Raw genomic sequence first — 14929 nt, forward strand, 5'->3', positions numbered from 1 at the left:
GGAAACCTGCTAGCCGAGTCGAATGCGGTCATGGTGGGCCAGCGGGGTGCTCGGCGCGGCGCTCGCCTCCGCCGGCGTGGCGGCAGCGGAGCCGCCGGCGCTCACGTGGGAGGCGACGACGCGCTCGCCACAACCCCCCAAGGCGGTCTCGCCGGAGATCGCCGCGCTCGCGGCGCACTGCGGCAGCGCGGACACGGCGCTCGCCGCCGTCGCCCAGCGCAACGTCGAGCGGCAGCTCCAGGGCGGGGAGATCATGCCGCCCGACGAGCTTTCGTTCACGCTGCGCGCCGCCGGCGCGCCGCACGCCTGGCCGAGGGGATGGTCGATCTCCGGCCGAGGGCTCGGGCCGGCGGAGATCGGGGCGCGGATCGACGGGTGGCTCTCGGGCTGGACCTCCCTCGGGGTGCGGCGATGTGGGGTGGCCCAGGCGAAGAAGCCGGACGGGACGGTGATCGTGTCCGCGATCGGGGTGGACGCGCTCGCGGATCTGTCGCCGCTGCCGACGACCGCGCGGGTAGGGCAATGGGTGACCCTCGAAGGGACGATGCGGGTCCCGGCGACCGCGGCGAAGGTGGTGCTGCTGGGGCCGCGGGGCGCGCCCAAGACGGTGCTGAGCTCCCTGTCGGGCGCGCGGCTCCGCTCGAGCTTCGCGGTCGACCAGCCGGGGAGCTGGCTCGTGCAGGTGCTGGCCACGGTGTCGACCGGGCCGAGGCCCGTGCTGGAGGCGATGATCTTCGCCGGGAGCGCTCCGCCGGGCCGGTTCGTCCGCGCTGCGGCGCCGGGCGAGGAGGCCGCGAAGGGGGCGCAGGGCGACGAGGACGCGATGCTGCGGATGATGAACGCCGCGCGGGCGTCGGAGCGCCTGCCCGCGCTCGCGCGCGACGCGGCGCTCGCCGCGCTGGCGCGGGCGCACTCCGAGGAGATGATCAAGGCGAAGATGGTGGGCCACGACGTGGGCTCGGGCGATCCGGCGGCGCGCCTCAGGGCGGCCGGCTACGAGGCGACGCTCGCGGGGGAGAACGTGGCCAGCTCGGGCACGACCGAGGGAGCGCACCGCGCGATCTGGGCGAGCCCGTCGCACCGGGGCAACCTGCTCGACCGGCGCTACCGGAGGACCGGCGTGGCGGTCGTGCGCGACCCGGCCGGCCGGGTCTGGGTGACGCAGCTGTTCGCAGGCTGACCGCGGGCGCCGCGGCGCTGCGCTGACGTCCGCTGTTCCCGTACCCCGCGGGCGGACGCGCGTCGCGGCGGGCGGGCGGGCGGGCGCCCGCGGCGCGCCAGCCGCGCGCCAGCCGCGCGCCAGCGGCTTCGCCGGGCGTGTTCCATGCCTCGCCGGGCGGCCGCCGTTCCGCGCGTGTATCCTTGCGAGCGATGGCTGCACGCCCGCTTTACGTCGGTATCGACCTCGGCACCACGAACTCGACCGCGGCCGCCTTCGACGGCGAGAAGGTCACCCTCGTCAGGAACTCCCAGGGCGCGACGCTCACCCCGAGCGTGGTGAGGATCGACGCGCGCGGGACGATCACGGTCGGCGCGCGCGCGCGCCGGTTCCTCGAGAGCGATCCGCAGAACACCCGCGCGGAGTTCAAGCGGCTGATGGGGACGGCCCAGCCGATCGATTTCGCGGCGGCGAAGGTCGCGAAGAAGCCCGAGGAGCTCGCCGCCGAGGTGCTGCGCTCCCTGCGCGCCGACGTCGCGGAGCACCTCGGGGTCCTGCCGGCCTCGGCGGTGATCTCCGTGCCCGCGCTCTTCGAGCTGCCCCAGAGCGCGGCGACGTCGGAGGCGGCGCGGCGCGCGGGGTTCGAGCGCGTCGAGCTGATCCAGGAGCCGGTGGCCTCGGCGCTGGCCGCTGGCTGGACGGTCGAGGAGTCCACGGGCAGCTGGCTCGTCTACGACCTCGGCGGCGGGACGTTCGACGTCTCGCTGCTCGAGACGCGCGACGGGCTGCTGCGCGTCGTCGGGCACGACGGCGACAACTTCCTCGGCGGGCGCGATTTCGACTGGGCGATCGTCGACTGGGCGCTCGCCGAGATCGCGCGCACCCAGGGCGTCACCGTGAGCCGCGCCGACCCGCGGCACGCCGCCGCGCTTCGCAAGCTCAAGCTCGCGGTCGAGGAGATCAAGATCGAGCTCACCCGCGCCGACGAGGCGGCGCTCGCGGTGCCCGCGGCGTTCGAGGTGGACGGCGCGCCGATCGACGTCGATCTGGTCCTGCAGAGGTCCACGCTCGACGCGCTCTGCGCGCCGATCATCGACCGCTCGGTCGAGGTCTGCCGCCGGCTGCTCGCGACGCACGGGCTCGACGCGTCGCAGCTCGCGCGCGTCGTGCTGGTGGGCGGGCCGACGGTGATGCCGGCGCTGCGCGAGCGAGTCCGGGACGCGCTCGGCGCGCCCTTCGGCGAGGGGCTCGATCCGATGACGCTCGTCGCGCAGGGGGCCGCGATCTACGCGGCGACGGCGGGGCTCGACGCGCGGGCCTCCTCCTCGGGCGCGAGGGCCAAGGAGGAGGGTCGCCGGCTGTGGCTCCAGTATCCGGCCATGTCGAGCGATCTCACGCCCCACGTGGTCGGCCGCGTCATGGAGGGGCCAGGGGCCGCGCCCGAGCGGATCCGGCTCGCGCGCGAGGGTGACGGGTGGACGAGCGCCGAGGCGCCGCTCGACGCCGAGGGGGCGTTCGTGGTGACCATCGACCTGCTGCCGCGCCGGCCGAACGTGTTCAACATCGAGGCGAGCGCGGCCGGCGGCGCGCGGGTGCCGGTGCACCCGCAGGCGATCACGATCGTCCAGGGGCTCACGATCGGCGATCCGCCGCTGTCGCGCACGATCGGGGTCGCGCTCGCGGACAACTCGGTGCGCGTCTACTTCGAGCGGGGCGCGCCGCTGCCGGCCCGGCGGACGTTCGTGCACCACAGCGTGGAGAGCGTCCCGAAGGGCTCCAGCGCGTGCGTGCTGAAGATCCCCGTCGTGCAGGGCGAGCTCGACGTCGCCCACCTCTGCCGCGTCGTCGGGACGCTCGAGATCGACGGGAGCGGGCTCACCGCGACCCTGCCCGCGGGCTCGGCGATCGAGCTGACGCTCGAGCTCGATCGGGGCGGTCACCTCTCGGCGCGCGCGCTGATCCCGTCGCAGGGGCTCGTGTTCGAGCGCGTCGCGCACCTCCTCGTCCCCGAGGCGGCGCCGGAGGTGCTCGACGCCTCGATCGCCGCCATGCGCGAGCGGCTCGCCGCGGTGCGCGAGGCCGCCCTGCGCAGGGACGCGCCGCACGCGCTCGGCAAGGTGACCTACGTGGAGTGCGCGCTCGCCGAGGTGGAGCGCGACGCCGCCGCGGCGCGCGGCGGCGACGCCGACGCGGGGCAGAAGGCGCGGCGCGCGCTGCTCGATCTCGACGTCCTGCTCGAGCAGGCCGAGGCCGACAAGCGCTGGCCGGAGCTCGACGCCGAGGCCCAGGCCGCCGTCGCGAGCGCGTCGACGTGGATCTCGCAGCTCGGCTCGAGCACCGAGAAGGCGCTTCTCGAGGAGGCCGCGCAGGGCGTCGCGCGTGCGCGCGCCGAGAAGAACCAGGTCGAGCTGCAGCGGCAGCTCCGCCTGGTCCGCAACCTGAGCAGCGCGGCGTTCCAGCGCCACCCGAAGGCGTGGGTGTGGATGTTCGAGGACGCCGCCTCCGAGGCGCACCAGGCCTCGGATCTGGTCCGCGCGCAGCGGCTCGTGCGCGACGGGCGCGGCGCGGCGGAGCGCGGCGACACGGCGGCGCTCAGGACGATCACCGAGGAGCTCTGGCGCCTCTTGCCGGTCGACGCGCAGAAGCGCAGGCTCGGCCACGAGTCAGGGGTGCGGTGATGGACGACGCGCTCGGCCGCATCCGCGACAACCCGTTCTACGTGCTCGGGCTGCGCCCGAGCGCGAGCCGCGCGGAGATCGAGCGCGAGGGGCAGAAGCTGCTCGGGATGCTCGAGCTCAAGCTGGCGAGCGCCGCGACGTACCCGACGCCGGTCGGCCCCGGCGCGCGGACGGCCGACAAGGTACGGCAGGCGATGGCGGCGCTGCGGGACCCGGAGCGCCGCCTGGCGCACGAGGTCTGGGCGCGGCTCGACCCGAGGCCGCCGCCGAAGGACGATCTCGACGACGACCTCGGCGAGCTGCCGCCGCCGGAGCCGACCGGGGAGGATCCGCGGGCGCCGTGGCCCGAGGCGCTGTCCGCGCTCGGCTGGAGGGCGCGATGACCTGGGGCGTCCTCCTGGCGCTCGCCGTCGTCGTGCGGGTGATCAGCGAGGCGGCCGCGCGGAAGGCCTCGCCCGGGGCGGCGCCGCGCCCCGAGGCGCTCAGCATGGGCTTCAGGAACACCGTCGTGATGTTCGTCCTCGTACCGATGACGATCCCCCTCGCGCTCGGTCTCGCCGCGGGTCTCTTCTGGTGCGCGCTGCCGCTCGCGCCGCTCGTGCTCCTCATCGCGCCCTGGCCCGTCTCCCGTCACGCGATCATTCCGCTCGGACTGCCGCGCATCGCCTACTATGTCGCGTTGCTGTCGGACTGGACCTGGCGCGCCGACCGGCGCGGCGGCGCGGCGCTCGCGGCCGCGTGGGCGCTCTGCCGCACGCGGAAGCCGGACCCCGCCGCGGAGGCCTGGATCAACGAGCGGAGCGAGCGCGCCGGCGAGCGCGGCGGCGCGGCTCCCGCGCCGTCCTCGGCGCGCTCCGCTCCGCTGCGCGGCGCCGGCGTCGCTGCCGGCGCGATGCTCGCAGCGTACCGCGGCGACGTGGAAGGCGCGCGGGCGCTCTTCGACAGCGTCGCCAGCCTGGATGAGCGCGCCTGCCCCAGCGAGGCTCGCCGCATCGCCGCGGGCTGGCTCGCGGCCGAGGCGGCCTCCCGCGGCGACTGGACGGCCGTGACCGGATATGCGTGCGTGGGGGGCGGCCGGGCGATGTCGTTGCTCGGCGCCGTCGCCGCGCGGCTGCTCGGCGAGGAGCCCGCGCCGGGGGCGCTCGAGCTCTGGCTGCGCTGGCTCATCGCGCCCCACCGCCGCGCCACGCTCCCGCTCGTGCGCCGGGCCCTGGCAGCGGGCGCGGGCGCGCCGCGCCCGGAGCCGGAGGCGCCCGAGCCCTGCGCCGCGAAGGTCGCCGAGGGCGATCTGTGGAGCCGGGCGGTGCTGCTCCACGCCGCGCTGCTGCTCCGGCCCCGGGACCAGGTCTCGGGCGACGATCTCAGGCGGCTCGGCGGCGCGTGGGACGCGGCGCTCGACGACGAGCGCGCGCAGGCCGAGCTCCGCGAGCGGGCGGCGTCGCTCGGCGCCTCGGGGGCGCAGGCGGCGCTCGGCCCGCTGGCGCGCGCGGTCGAGGAGGATCTCGCGGCGACGCTGCGCGCGGCGCGCGTGCCGCGCGCGGCGTGGGACGACCTCGGCGCGACCATCGGCCGCACGCGCCGGCGCCTCCGGGACGAGCTCCTGTCCGAGGTGGAGATCGCGTGCGACGCCCTGCGCCGCCGCGTCGACGAGCGGCGCGAGCTGCCGGCGCTCTCGGAGTGGCGTGAGTGGACGTCGCTGCGCGCGCAGTACGAGGCCGCGGCGGTGCTCGTCGGCGTGGAGTTCCGCCGCCTCGCGTTCCCCAAGCTGCACGCCGACGTGTGCCACGCGGCCGTCTGGCTGTTCAACACGCGCAAGGAGCGGGTGATCGCGAACGCGATGTTCCGGTGGCTCCTCGCCGAGGCCGAGGCGCTCGGCGACTCGCGCCTCACGGCGCTCCAGCGCGGCAACGTCGAGTGCGGGGTCTGACGCGGGCGAAGGGCCCGTCCCGGCAGGGCCCTACGCGCCGCTCCGGTCGCCCGCGGGCCCACCCGCGGGCCCGTCCCCGCCCGGCGCCCCGGCGCCCGGCCGCCTGAGCGTCACCAGGAGCTCTTCCTGGAGCGGCTCCGGCTGGATCGTGCAGTGGGTGAGCGCGTGCTTCTCGCGCAGCCGCCGGGCCACCGCGGCGGCCACGTTCGTGCCGTGGTGCCCCTTGGCGAGGACGACGTGCACGGTGAGCACGTTGAAGCCGTCGGAGATCGACCAGACGTGCAGATCGTGGAAGTCGACGACCCCGGGCACGCTCCGGATGGTGTCCTCGACGTGGGCGAGATCGATCTCGATCGGGCTGCCCTCCATGAGCACGCGGGACGTGTCGCGCACGAGCCGCCAGCCGCCCCAGAGCACGAGGGCGCCGATGGCCGCGCTGATCACCGAATCGGCCCGCGTCCAGCCGAAGGCGAGAATGAGCACGCCCGCCGTGATGGCGCCGACCGAGCCGAGCGCGTCCGACAGCACGTGCGCCAGCGCGGCCCGCGTGTTGATGTTGTGCCCGTGCTCGCCGGTCGAGAGCAGCAGCGCCGCGACCACGTTCACGAGCAGCCCCAGCGCCGCGGTGATCGCCAGCGCCTCGGCGTGCACCGCCTGGGGCGCGCGCCAGCGGTGGGCCGCCTCGATGAAGATCCAGATCGCCGTCAGCGCCAGCGCGATGCCGTTGGCGAAGGCCGCGAGCACCTCGGCGCGCCGGAACCCGTACGTCCGCTCGCGCGTCCGCGCCTGCGCCGCGATGCGCTGGGCGATGATGGCCAGGCCGAGCGCCGCGGCATCCGCGAGCATGTGGCCCGCGTCGGCCAGCAGGGCGAGGCTCTTCGACCACCACCCGACCGCCGCCTCGACGACAAGGAACGACGTCGTGAGCGCGAACGCCGCGATCAGCCGGCGGAGCGGCGCGCGCCGGAGATCGTGGCTGTGGTCGTGGTGCTGCGGGTCGCCATGGTCGTGGTCATGGCCGTGATCGTGGTCATGCCCCGGGGCATGGTGATGCCCGTGATCGTGCCCCTCGCCGCGCCGAGCGCCGCGCCCGTGCCGGTGCTCGTCCGAGGCGCTCCCGTGATCGTCGCGCACCCCCATCGCCGCGCCGGAGCGGCTCACACCCGCTCGAGGATGGTCGCCACGCCCATCCCTCCGCCGATGCACAGCGTGATCAGCGCGGTCGCCTTGCCGGCGCGCTCGAGCTCGTCGAGCGCCGTCCCGATCAGGCAGGCCCCGGTCGCGCCGAGCGGGTGCCCGAGCGCGATCGCGCCGCCGTTCACGTTGACGCGGTCGAGGTCGATGTCGAGCTTGCGCGCCGTCTGCAGCGGCACCGCCGCGAACGCCTCGTTGATCTCCCAGAGATCGACGTCGCGCGCCTGCATGCCCGCCTTCTTGAGGGCGCGCTCCGACGCGGGCGCGGGGGCCGTCAGCATGATCACCGGCTCGGCGCCGGCCGTCGCCGTGGCGCGGATCCTCGCCCGCGGGGCGAGCCCGTGCGCCTTCACGTAGTCGCCGGACGCGAGCAGCACGACCGCCGCCCCGTCCACGATGCCGCTCGAGTTGCCCGCCGTGTGGACGTGCTGGATGGACGCCACCTGCGGATAGCGCGCCAGCGCCAGCGCATCCACGGTCTCGCCGGCGGGGCCCATCGGCGTCGACCCGAGGCTGGCGAACGCGGGCTCGAGCTTCGCGAGGGCCTCCATCGTCGCCCCGGCCCGCGGGTGCTCGTCCCTGTCGAGCAGCGGCTTGCCGTCGAGATCGACGACCGTGAAGAGGCTCTTCGCGAAGCGCCCCTCGCCCGCGGCCCGCTCGGCCTTGCGCTGGCTCTCCAGCGCGAAGCGGTCGACGTCCTCGCGCGAGAAGCCCTCGATCGTGGCGATGAGATCCGCCGAGATGCCCTGCGGGACCATCGCGAGCTTCTTGCGGAGGGCGAGGTTGTTCCCGTCGAGGGGCGCGCCGTCCGAGCCCATCGGCACGCGCGACATGCTCTCGACGCCGCCGCCGACGGCGACCTCCTGCTGGCCGGACATGACCCCCATCGCCGCGAAGTTCACCGCCTGCGCGCCCGAGCCGCAGAAGCGGTTGACGGTCACGCCGGTCACGACGTCCGGCCAGCCGGCCGCGAGGATGGCGGTGCGCGCGATGCACGCGCCCTGCTCGCCCGCCTGGGTCACGCACCCGACGACCACATCCTCGACGTCCTGCTTGCGGATCCCGGTCTTCCCGGCCAGGCGATTGAGCGATTGCGCGAGGAGCTCTTGAGGGTGCACGCCCGAGAGCGCTCCCTTGCCCGCCTTGCCGCGCCCGCGCGGCGTGCGAACGGCATCCACGATGAAGACGTCTCGCATGACAGGCCTCCGAGCCCGGTGTCCGGCCCGTGCTTAGCACACCGCCCGTTCCCGGGGCAGCCTGGTCGCGCCGGGTCTCGGTGGACCTGAGCCGGCGCGGATCGGCTATGCTCGTCGCCGATGACGGACCGGTCGCAGCGCATGGTGTGGGTCGATCTCGAGATGACAGGGCTCGACGAGAGCTCGTGTGCGATCGTGGAAATCGCGACCATCGTCACGGAGCCCGACCTGACCGTGGTCGCCGAGGGGCCGTGCCTCGTCATCCACCAGCCGGAGAGCGTCCTCGCAGGAATGAGCGACTTCGTCCGCGATCTCCACGAGCGCTCGGGGCTCCTCGAGCGCATCCGCGCGTCCACGCTCTCGGTCGGCGACGCGGAGTCCGAGACGCGCGCGTTCCTCGAGGCGCACTGCCACAAGGGGACGGCCGTGCTGTGCGGCAACTCCGTGTGGAAGGACCGCGCCTTCCTGCAGCGCTACATGCCGGAGCTCCTCTCCTTCCTGCACTACCGCATCGTGGATGTCTCGACGCTCAAGGAGCTCGTGCGCCGCTGGTATCCGCTGCGCGCCGCGCCCAAGAAGCGCGAGATCCACCGCGCGCTCGACGACATCCGCGAGTCGATCGAGGAGCTCAGGTGGTACCGGGCCAACGTGTTCCAGCCGCTCCCGGGGAACGAGCTCCGCTGAGCGATCGCGGTGAGCCGAGGGGCGCCCGAGGGCCGACCGCGCCCTAGGGCTTGCGCCGGCATCCCCAACCTCGGTCGGCACCCCGCCCCCGGCGTCCCGCCCTCAACCTCGGTCGGCGTCCCGCCCTCAACCTCGGTCGGCGTCCCGCCCTCAACCTCGGTCAGCACCCCGCCCTCAACCTCGGTCGGCGCCGCCCTCAACCTCGGTCGGTTCACCCGCCGCCCGGCCCTCCCAAATCCGGCCGGAAAGGCGGCTCTGCTGGCAATCGAAGAAAAATTGTCCTCGAAGCGAGAAAATTCGATCGATCGAGGCAATGCATTGAGTAGGCTAGCCATGCGTCCAGGCCTCCGGCACGAGGTCTGCGGCGTAGACACCCCGGCGGCCCCAATCCGCCGGGGTGTCGTTTGCTACCCGGCCTGCGCGATTGCCTCAGAACAGCTGGTCGCCGTACCACCGTTGCCCGGGGCTACCCTTGGCTTCCACGGCGGGAGTCGCGACCAGCGGGGCGGGCTCAGCACGGCGCGTCACCCCGGCTTTCGTCGCCGGCGCCTCCACGGCAGAACCCGCCGCCTCGGAGGCGCCGGGGTCGCACTGTACCGGGGAGGCTGTCGGCTCATTGTGATGTGGATCACTCACGTGAACCGGCGGCCCGGCGGGTGGGGGCGGGATCCCACGTTGGGCGATGTACGAGCTCAACGGCACCGCGACGGCGGCGCTCGTCAGCGCGACGAGCAGCAGCGCTCCGCCGGCCAGCAGGACGTTGCTGCGCGAGCGCGGCGCGGCGATCTCGACGACGGGGTGCCGCATGGCCTCCGGAGGGAGGGTCCCGGTGGGCAGCGTGTTACGGGACGCCGGAGCGGGCACGCTCCGCTCCGTATCCGGCGCCGGCTCCTGCAGCGACGAGGCGGCCGCTGCTTGAGGGCGCGGCCCCCCCGGCGGCGGAGCGCCCCCCGCGAGCGGCGCCGTGCCCACGAGCAGCGGCCGCACGGCGGCCATGAGCTCGTGGACCGTCTGGAATCGCGCGTCAGGGTCCTTCGCGAGCGCCCGGGCCAGCGCCTCGTTCACCTGGGCCGACACCCCCTCGAGCGGCGGCGGCACCTCGTCGAGCGCGCACACATCCAGATCGTCGCGGCCGTCGAACGGGCGCTGACCCCCGAGGAGGCAATACAGCAGCATCCCGAGCCCGTAGACGTCGGTTCGTTCATCGATCGCGCGAGCGTCGAAGAGCTCCGGCGCCCGGTACCGCGCCGCATCCGCCATGGCGTCCTCGGGCGCCCCGAACGGCAGGTGCAGCCCGAACGCCCTCAGGACAGCGGCGCCCTGACCGGTGATCACCACCGTGTGCGGGCCGAGATCCCCGTGCGAGAGCCCCAGCGCGTGCGCGGCGCCGAGCGTCCGCGCGACGTCGACGACGAGCTCGTACGCGACGGAGCGAAGCCGGGGCAGCAGATCTTCCACCGAGGGATCGTCGCTCTGCCGGGCAGCGATCCACCCCGCATCTCCCTCCATCCCGCCCGCGATCACAGGCACGATGCCGTGCACCCGCGCAGACAGCGAGAGGAGCCTCTCCAGCGCGCCGCGGAACGCATCGGCGTCGATGCCCATGCCCTCCTGGACATAGAGCGTCACCTCGCGGCCATCGGCGTCGAGCGCGCGATACGCCTCCGCCGGAGCGGGAGAGTCGAGGCTCGCGACGATGGTGTACCCCGCGAACTCCTGCCCGAGGATCACCATGGCCCCTCCGCCTCGATCCGCGCGACGGGCACGGAGGATTCAGGCCTCGCGCGCTGGAAGGAGAGGACAGCGCGGCGCGCGTTCTTCAATGCTGGCTGCGGTGTTGGATCAGCCCAAAAGATTCTGCTCACTGCGTCGGACCTCCGGCACGAGGTTCGAGTCCATGACACCCCCGGACACAGCGCGGGGAACATCGGTTGGCGGGGACAGTAACAGAGGTCTCAGGCGCGCGGAAGCCGTCGCCAGCGTGGACCGGCGCCGCGGAGCGCGCGAGGCGGGTCTATCACTTTCCGGAACGACGGCTCGACGGCGGAGTAATACGCCCTGAAAAGGCGCGCTCCGGGCGGGGCGACTTGGGCGGAGCCGCCGGGCGTGCGCGCTCCGGATCTTCGCTGGCGAGGGCGAGCATTGCTTGCTTTCTCGGTGAATCGTCAGGCTCCATGAGCAGAAAGAGGATCGCGCTCTGGAGCGCCTCCTCGGCCTGGTCAAAGCGCTCTGCCACGATGGACCCGACAGGGCTGCGCCCGTCACCGGGGAGCAGGAGGCGCGGCTCGCACTGGAGCCCCTGGGCGATCAGGCCGAGGGCGCCGAGCCCGAGATCCCGCTCGCCGCGCTCGACCTGCCGCAGGTACGTGGCCGAGAGCTGCGCCCGCTCCGCGAACTCCTGCATGCTGAGCCCGCGGAGCAACCGGAGGATGTGGACCGCCTGGCCGACCTCCTTGGGGAGCGTGTCGCGCATGAGCGCGAGCCTAGCAGGCAGAGCTCGCCTGAGCCCCCGAGAAGGCAGGCCGCCCCGCGTGAGGAGCGCGCCCGCTCGCCGGCGCGCCGAACGCGCCGCGCCGGCGGCGCTACAGGTACCCTTCGGCCTGCAGCGCGAACATGCGGGCATAGCGCTGGCCACGGGCGACGAGCTCGTCGTGGGTGCCCTCCTCCACGATGCGCCCGCCGTCGAGCACGACGATGCGGTCGGCCATGCGCACGGTCGGGAAGCGGTGAGAGATGACGATGGTCGTCCGCCCCTTGGACAGGGACCGGAACCGCTGGAAGACCGCGTGCTCGGCCTCGGCGTCGAGCGCCGCGGTCGGCTCGTCGAGCACGAGGATGTCGGCCTGCTCGCGCATGAAGGCGCGCGCGAGCGCGACCTTCTGCCACTGCCCGCCGCTCAGCTCGACGCCGCCCTTGAACCAGCGCCCGAGCTGCGCGTCGAGGCCCCCGGGCACGACCGTGACGACCTCGTCGGCGCCGCCCTCGGCGACCGCGCGCGCGACGCGCGGCTCGTCCGCGAGGTGCTCGACGCTGCCCAGCCCGACGTTCTCGCGCAGCGTGAGCTGGTATTGGTTGAAGTCCTGAAAGACGACACCGATCCTCCGGCGGAGCGCGTCGGGCTCCCAGGCGCGGAGATCCTTGCCGTCGAGCAGGATTCGCCCCTCGGTGGGCTCGTACAGCCGCGCGAGCAGCTTGATGAACGTCGTCTTTCCGGCGCCGTTGTGCCCGACGAGCGCCAGGCTCTGACCGCTCGGGATGTGGAGATCGATCCCCCGGAGCGCCCAGCGCGACTGGCCAGGATACCGGTAGCCGACCCCCTCGAACCGCACGCCCCGGTCGCGCGCGCCGTCGACCGCCAGGGGCGCAGGCGCGTCTCCGCGGTCGGCCGCCAGGGGCGCAGGCGCGTCTCCGCGGCCGGCCGGCGGCGCGGGCGGCTCGCCGGTCGGGATGGACAAATACTGAAAGAGATTCGACATGTAGAGGTTGTGCTCGTACATGCCGCCGACGCCGGCGAGCACGGCCTGGAACGCCTGCTGGCCTTGCCGGAAGGCGGCGACGTAAAGGACCATCTCGCCGAGCGAGATGCGCCCCGCCGCGGCGCCGGCCGCCATGGCGCCATAGCAGCCGTAGAACGCGGCGGTGCCGAGGAGCGACAGGCCATAGGACCACCCGGCGCGGCGGACCGCGAGGGCGCTGTCTTCCCGGTAGAACGACGTCGCGAGCGCCCTGTACCGCTCGAGGAACGTCGGCCCGAGCCCGAAGAGCTTCACCTCCTTGGCGTGGCCGTCGTTGGCGAGCACGTACTCCAGGTAATTGAGCCGGCGGGCCTCGGGAGAGCGCCAGTTCCGGAGGCGGAACGCCGCGCCGGAGAAGCGCGCCTCGGCGACCGTGGCGGGGACGGCCGCGAGCACGAGCGCGAGCACCGCGAGGGCGCTGAACCCGACGAGCAGCGCGGCGTACCCCGCGAGCGTGATCAGGTTCTGCACGAGGGAGAAGCTCTCGGTCACGACGGCGGCGGGGCGGGACGACGCCTCGCGGCGCGCGCGGGTGAGCTGGTCGTAGAACTCGGGGTCTTCGAAATGGACCAGCGAGAGCGAGAGCGCCTTCTCGAGGATCATCCCGTGGATGTCGATCGAGAGCCGCGCGCCGAGCAGCTGCCGCGTCAGCGAGAGCCCGCGCTGCGCGAGCGCGAGCGCGGCCACGAGGCCGAGCTCGACCGAGACCCACACGAGCGCCGCGCGCTCGTCGCGGGCGACCACCGCGTCCGTGATCGCCTTTCCCACGTAGGCTACCCCGAGCGGCAGCGCCGCCGCGGCGAGCGTGAGCGCGCCGAGGGCGACGCTCGCCGCCTTCGACGAGCGCCAGACGAGCTGGAGCGTCCGTGGTGTGTAGGCAAAGCTGTCCCGCAGGCGGGAGAGGCCGAGCATGGACGGCGGATTCTAGCCACGCCGCGGCGCTCCGCCCGCGAAGACCGGCGAGGGCGCGAGGGCTGAGGGACGCGAGCGCGACGATCACGGGCGGCCGCGGTCGCGGGCGGCCGCGGTCGCGGGCGCGCGGCGGGCGAGCGGATGCGGTGGCGGACGCGCGCCCGGCGCGGTATCCCGGGCCTCCGAAAGAAAAGGAGGCTCTTCATGTCGAGCATGTCCACGTTGACCATGGGCTACGGAGCGCTGCTCACAGCGCTCGGCGTCGGCGGATTCGCGGCGACGAGCGCGCCGACGGCGCTCATCCCGGCCGGCTTCGGGGTCGTCGCGATCGGGCTCGGCCTGCTCGCGCGACAGGAGAAGTACCGCATGCACGCCATGCACGCGTCGGCCATGGTCGGCGTCCTCGGCTTCCTCGGCTCCGCCCGCGGCCTGACCCAGCTGCCGACGCTGCTCTCCGGCGGCGACGTGGCGCGCCCCCCGGCCGTCATCGCCCAGTCCGTGATGGCCGTCCTCTCGGCGGGCTACGTCGCCCTCTGCGTGCGATCCTTCATCACGGCGCGCCGCGCCGCCGCCCGCACCTGAGCGCGACGCGCGCCGCCCGCACCTGAGCGCGACGCGCGCCGCCTCGCCACGCGGCGCGCGCCGCCTCGCGTGAGGAGCGCGCTGCCCCGTCAAGGAGCCCAGGCGCGCCTTCACAGTCCCCTCTTCCCATCGCCGTCCAGCCGGCGCGCTCGGTGCGGTCCTGTCGGGCGCGAGAGCCATCGAACGGCGCGCTCCTGCCGATCCGTAGAGAACGGCCGCTGCGGCCCCTCTCACGTGGCGCGTGGTGGATGAGCCCCCTCCCCTCTCCTCACCCGCCTTACTCTGCACGTCCCATCTCTGCGTGTCCGATCTCCACGCGTCGGATCAGGGCGCTCGCACGCCGAGGACCTCTTCATGTCGATTATTTGACAATCCGGGCCACCAGTCCGGAATGCTATAAATCCGCGCGCAAAAAGCCAGATCGGTGCCCTCGATGCCCGTGCATGATGTACTGTCATCGTCACCAGACCATCAACTACGAGAAGAGCGAGCACCATGCTTCGACGCGTCATTGCATTGGGGCTGACGGCGCCTTTTTTCCTTTCCTGCGAGGGGAGTGGTGGTGTCATCCAGATCTGGAATTGCGAGGAGTGCCTCAAGGGCTGGACCTGCACGGCGGACGCCTGCATCCCCCCGCACTGCAGCAATGACGTCACGGATGAGGACGAAGGAGAGACCGACCGCGACTGCGGCGGCTCGTGCAAGCCTTGCGGCTTCGGCGCCTCGTGCGAGACGGGCATCGACTGCAAGGAGGGCGTGTGTCGCCTGGGGGTTTGCCAGGCTCCGACCTGCGTCGACGGCGTGGCGAACGGCTTCGAGACCGGCGTCGACTGCGGCACGCGCTCGTGCCCGCTCTGCCCCGCGGGCGAGGCGTGCCTCACGGGCGAGAACTGCGGGTCCGGCGTGTGCAGGGAGCGTGTCTGCCAGCCGCCCTCGTGCGACGACGGGGTCCTGAATGGAAGCGAGCTCGCCGTGGATTGCGGCGGGGACTGCCAGACGTGCCGGTAGCCCGGAGCGCCCAGCGAGGCGACCAGGCCTCGCGACCCCACCCCGACGAGGCGCCGGCGCGTGGGAAGAGCGCC

At 73.8% G+C, this 14929-nt stretch carries 12 protein-coding genes; 7 read left to right on the top strand and 5 right to left on the bottom strand.

Annotation, left to right across the window (positions count from 1 at the left end; translation table 11 throughout):
* The first annotated feature begins 22 nt into the window (after positions 1 to 22).
* The 4 genes from WMF46_RS41035 (at position 23) to WMF46_RS41050 (ending at position 5764) form a co-directional block, all read left to right on the top strand.
* A complete protein-coding gene (locus WMF46_RS41035; RefSeq protein WP_437982198.1) occupies positions 23 to 1180 on the top strand; it encodes a CAP domain-containing protein in 1158 nt (385 codons plus the stop codon).
* A 191-nt stretch (positions 1181 to 1371) separates the two neighbouring features.
* Positions 1372 to 3837, top strand: coding sequence for an Hsp70 family protein (locus WMF46_RS41040; RefSeq protein WP_437982199.1), 2466 nt, complete (start codon positions 1372 to 1374; stop codon positions 3835 to 3837).
* Positions 3837 to 4220, top strand: coding sequence for a hypothetical protein (locus tag WMF46_RS41045; RefSeq protein ID WP_437982200.1), 384 nt, complete (start codon positions 3837 to 3839; stop codon positions 4218 to 4220). Before WMF46_RS41040 ends, WMF46_RS41045 begins: the two co-directional genes overlap by 1 nt.
* Positions 4178 to 5764 carry a hypothetical protein gene (locus WMF46_RS41050; RefSeq protein WP_437982201.1) on the top strand — a complete coding sequence of 529 codons (1587 nt, stop codon included), beginning with the start codon at positions 4178 to 4180 and terminating at the stop codon, positions 5762 to 5764. The genes WMF46_RS41045 and WMF46_RS41050 overlap by 43 nt, the downstream gene beginning before the upstream one ends.
* Before the next feature lie 30 nt (positions 5765 to 5794).
* Here WMF46_RS41050 and WMF46_RS41055 read toward each other — a convergent pair whose 3' ends face one another.
* Both WMF46_RS41055 and WMF46_RS41060 read right to left on the bottom strand, forming a co-directional pair.
* Positions 5795 to 6925 (bottom strand): cation diffusion facilitator family transporter, encoded by a 1131-nt coding sequence (locus tag WMF46_RS41055; protein WP_437982202.1) that lies wholly within the window; start codon positions 6923 to 6925, stop codon positions 5795 to 5797.
* Entirely contained in the window at positions 6922 to 8154 is a 1233-nt protein-coding gene (locus WMF46_RS41060) for an acetyl-CoA C-acetyltransferase (protein WP_437982203.1), read from the bottom strand. The genes WMF46_RS41055 and WMF46_RS41060 overlap by 4 nt, the downstream gene beginning before the upstream one ends.
* Before the next feature lie 120 nt (positions 8155 to 8274).
* On the opposite strand from WMF46_RS41060, the gene orn reads away from it, so the two are divergent.
* A complete protein-coding gene (orn, locus tag WMF46_RS41065) occupies positions 8275 to 8838 on the top strand; it encodes an oligoribonuclease (protein WP_437904847.1) in 564 nt (187 codons plus the stop codon).
* A 429-nt stretch (positions 8839 to 9267) separates the two neighbouring features.
* Here the strand turns inward: orn and WMF46_RS41070 are convergent, their stop codons facing one another.
* The 3 genes from WMF46_RS41070 to WMF46_RS41080 form a co-directional block, all read right to left on the bottom strand.
* Positions 9268 to 10572, bottom strand: coding sequence for a serine/threonine protein kinase (locus WMF46_RS41070; protein WP_437982204.1), 1305 nt, complete (start codon positions 10570 to 10572; stop codon positions 9268 to 9270).
* A gap of 283 nt (positions 10573 to 10855) precedes the next feature.
* Positions 10856 to 11311 carry a helix-turn-helix domain-containing protein gene (locus WMF46_RS41075; protein WP_437982205.1) on the bottom strand — a complete coding sequence of 152 codons (456 nt, stop codon included), beginning with the start codon at positions 11309 to 11311 and terminating at the stop codon, positions 10856 to 10858.
* Between the two features lie 109 nt (positions 11312 to 11420).
* On the bottom strand, positions 11421 to 13265 hold the full coding sequence (locus WMF46_RS41080; protein ID WP_437982206.1) for an ABC transporter ATP-binding protein: 1845 nt from the start codon (positions 13263 to 13265) through the stop codon (positions 11421 to 11423).
* Positions 13266 to 13469: 204 nt separating this feature from the next.
* Here WMF46_RS41080 and WMF46_RS41085 point away from each other — a divergent pair, with 204 nt between their 5' ends.
* Both WMF46_RS41085 and WMF46_RS41090 read left to right on the top strand, forming a co-directional pair.
* Positions 13470 to 13847: a hypothetical protein gene (locus WMF46_RS41085; protein WP_437545963.1), complete on the top strand. Its 378-nt coding sequence runs from the start codon at positions 13470 to 13472 to the stop codon at positions 13845 to 13847.
* Between the two features lie 495 nt (positions 13848 to 14342).
* The gene (locus tag WMF46_RS41090; RefSeq protein WP_437982207.1) at positions 14343 to 14855 is read left to right on the top strand and encodes a hypothetical protein; all 513 of its coding nucleotides are present in this window, start codon (positions 14343 to 14345) and stop codon (positions 14853 to 14855) included.
* Positions 14856 to 14929 lie beyond the last annotated feature (74 nt).

The sequence above is a fragment of the Sorangium sp. So ce117 genome (assembly GCF_051524395.1).
GTDB lineage: Bacteria > Myxococcota_A > Polyangia > Polyangiales > Polyangiaceae > Sorangium > Sorangium cellulosum_B.

Coding starts and splice junctions, on each gene's coding strand:
- WMF46_RS41075 (WP_437982205.1), bottom strand. CDS start 11,311: ATGCGCGACACGCTCCCCAAGGAGGTCGGCCAGGCGGTCCACATCCTC.
- WMF46_RS41070 (WP_437982204.1), bottom strand. CDS start 10,572: ATGGTGATCCTCGGGCAGGAGTTCGCGGGGTACACCATCGTCGCGAGC.
- orn (WP_437904847.1), top strand. CDS start 8,275: ATGACGGACCGGTCGCAGCGCATGGTGTGGGTCGATCTCGAGATGACA.
- WMF46_RS41090 (WP_437982207.1), top strand. CDS start 14,343: ATGCTTCGACGCGTCATTGCATTGGGGCTGACGGCGCCTTTTTTCCTT.
- WMF46_RS41080 (WP_437982206.1), bottom strand. CDS start 13,265: ATGCTCGGCCTCTCCCGCCTGCGGGACAGCTTTGCCTACACACCACGG.
- WMF46_RS41045 (WP_437982200.1), top strand. CDS start 3,837: ATGGACGACGCGCTCGGCCGCATCCGCGACAACCCGTTCTACGTGCTC.
- WMF46_RS41040 (WP_437982199.1), top strand. CDS start 1,372: ATGGCTGCACGCCCGCTTTACGTCGGTATCGACCTCGGCACCACGAAC.
- WMF46_RS41060 (WP_437982203.1), bottom strand. CDS start 8,154: ATGCGAGACGTCTTCATCGTGGATGCCGTTCGCACGCCGCGCGGGCGC.
- WMF46_RS41085 (WP_437545963.1), top strand. CDS start 13,470: ATGTCGAGCATGTCCACGTTGACCATGGGCTACGGAGCGCTGCTCACA.
- WMF46_RS41035 (WP_437982198.1), top strand. CDS start 23: ATGCGGTCATGGTGGGCCAGCGGGGTGCTCGGCGCGGCGCTCGCCTCC.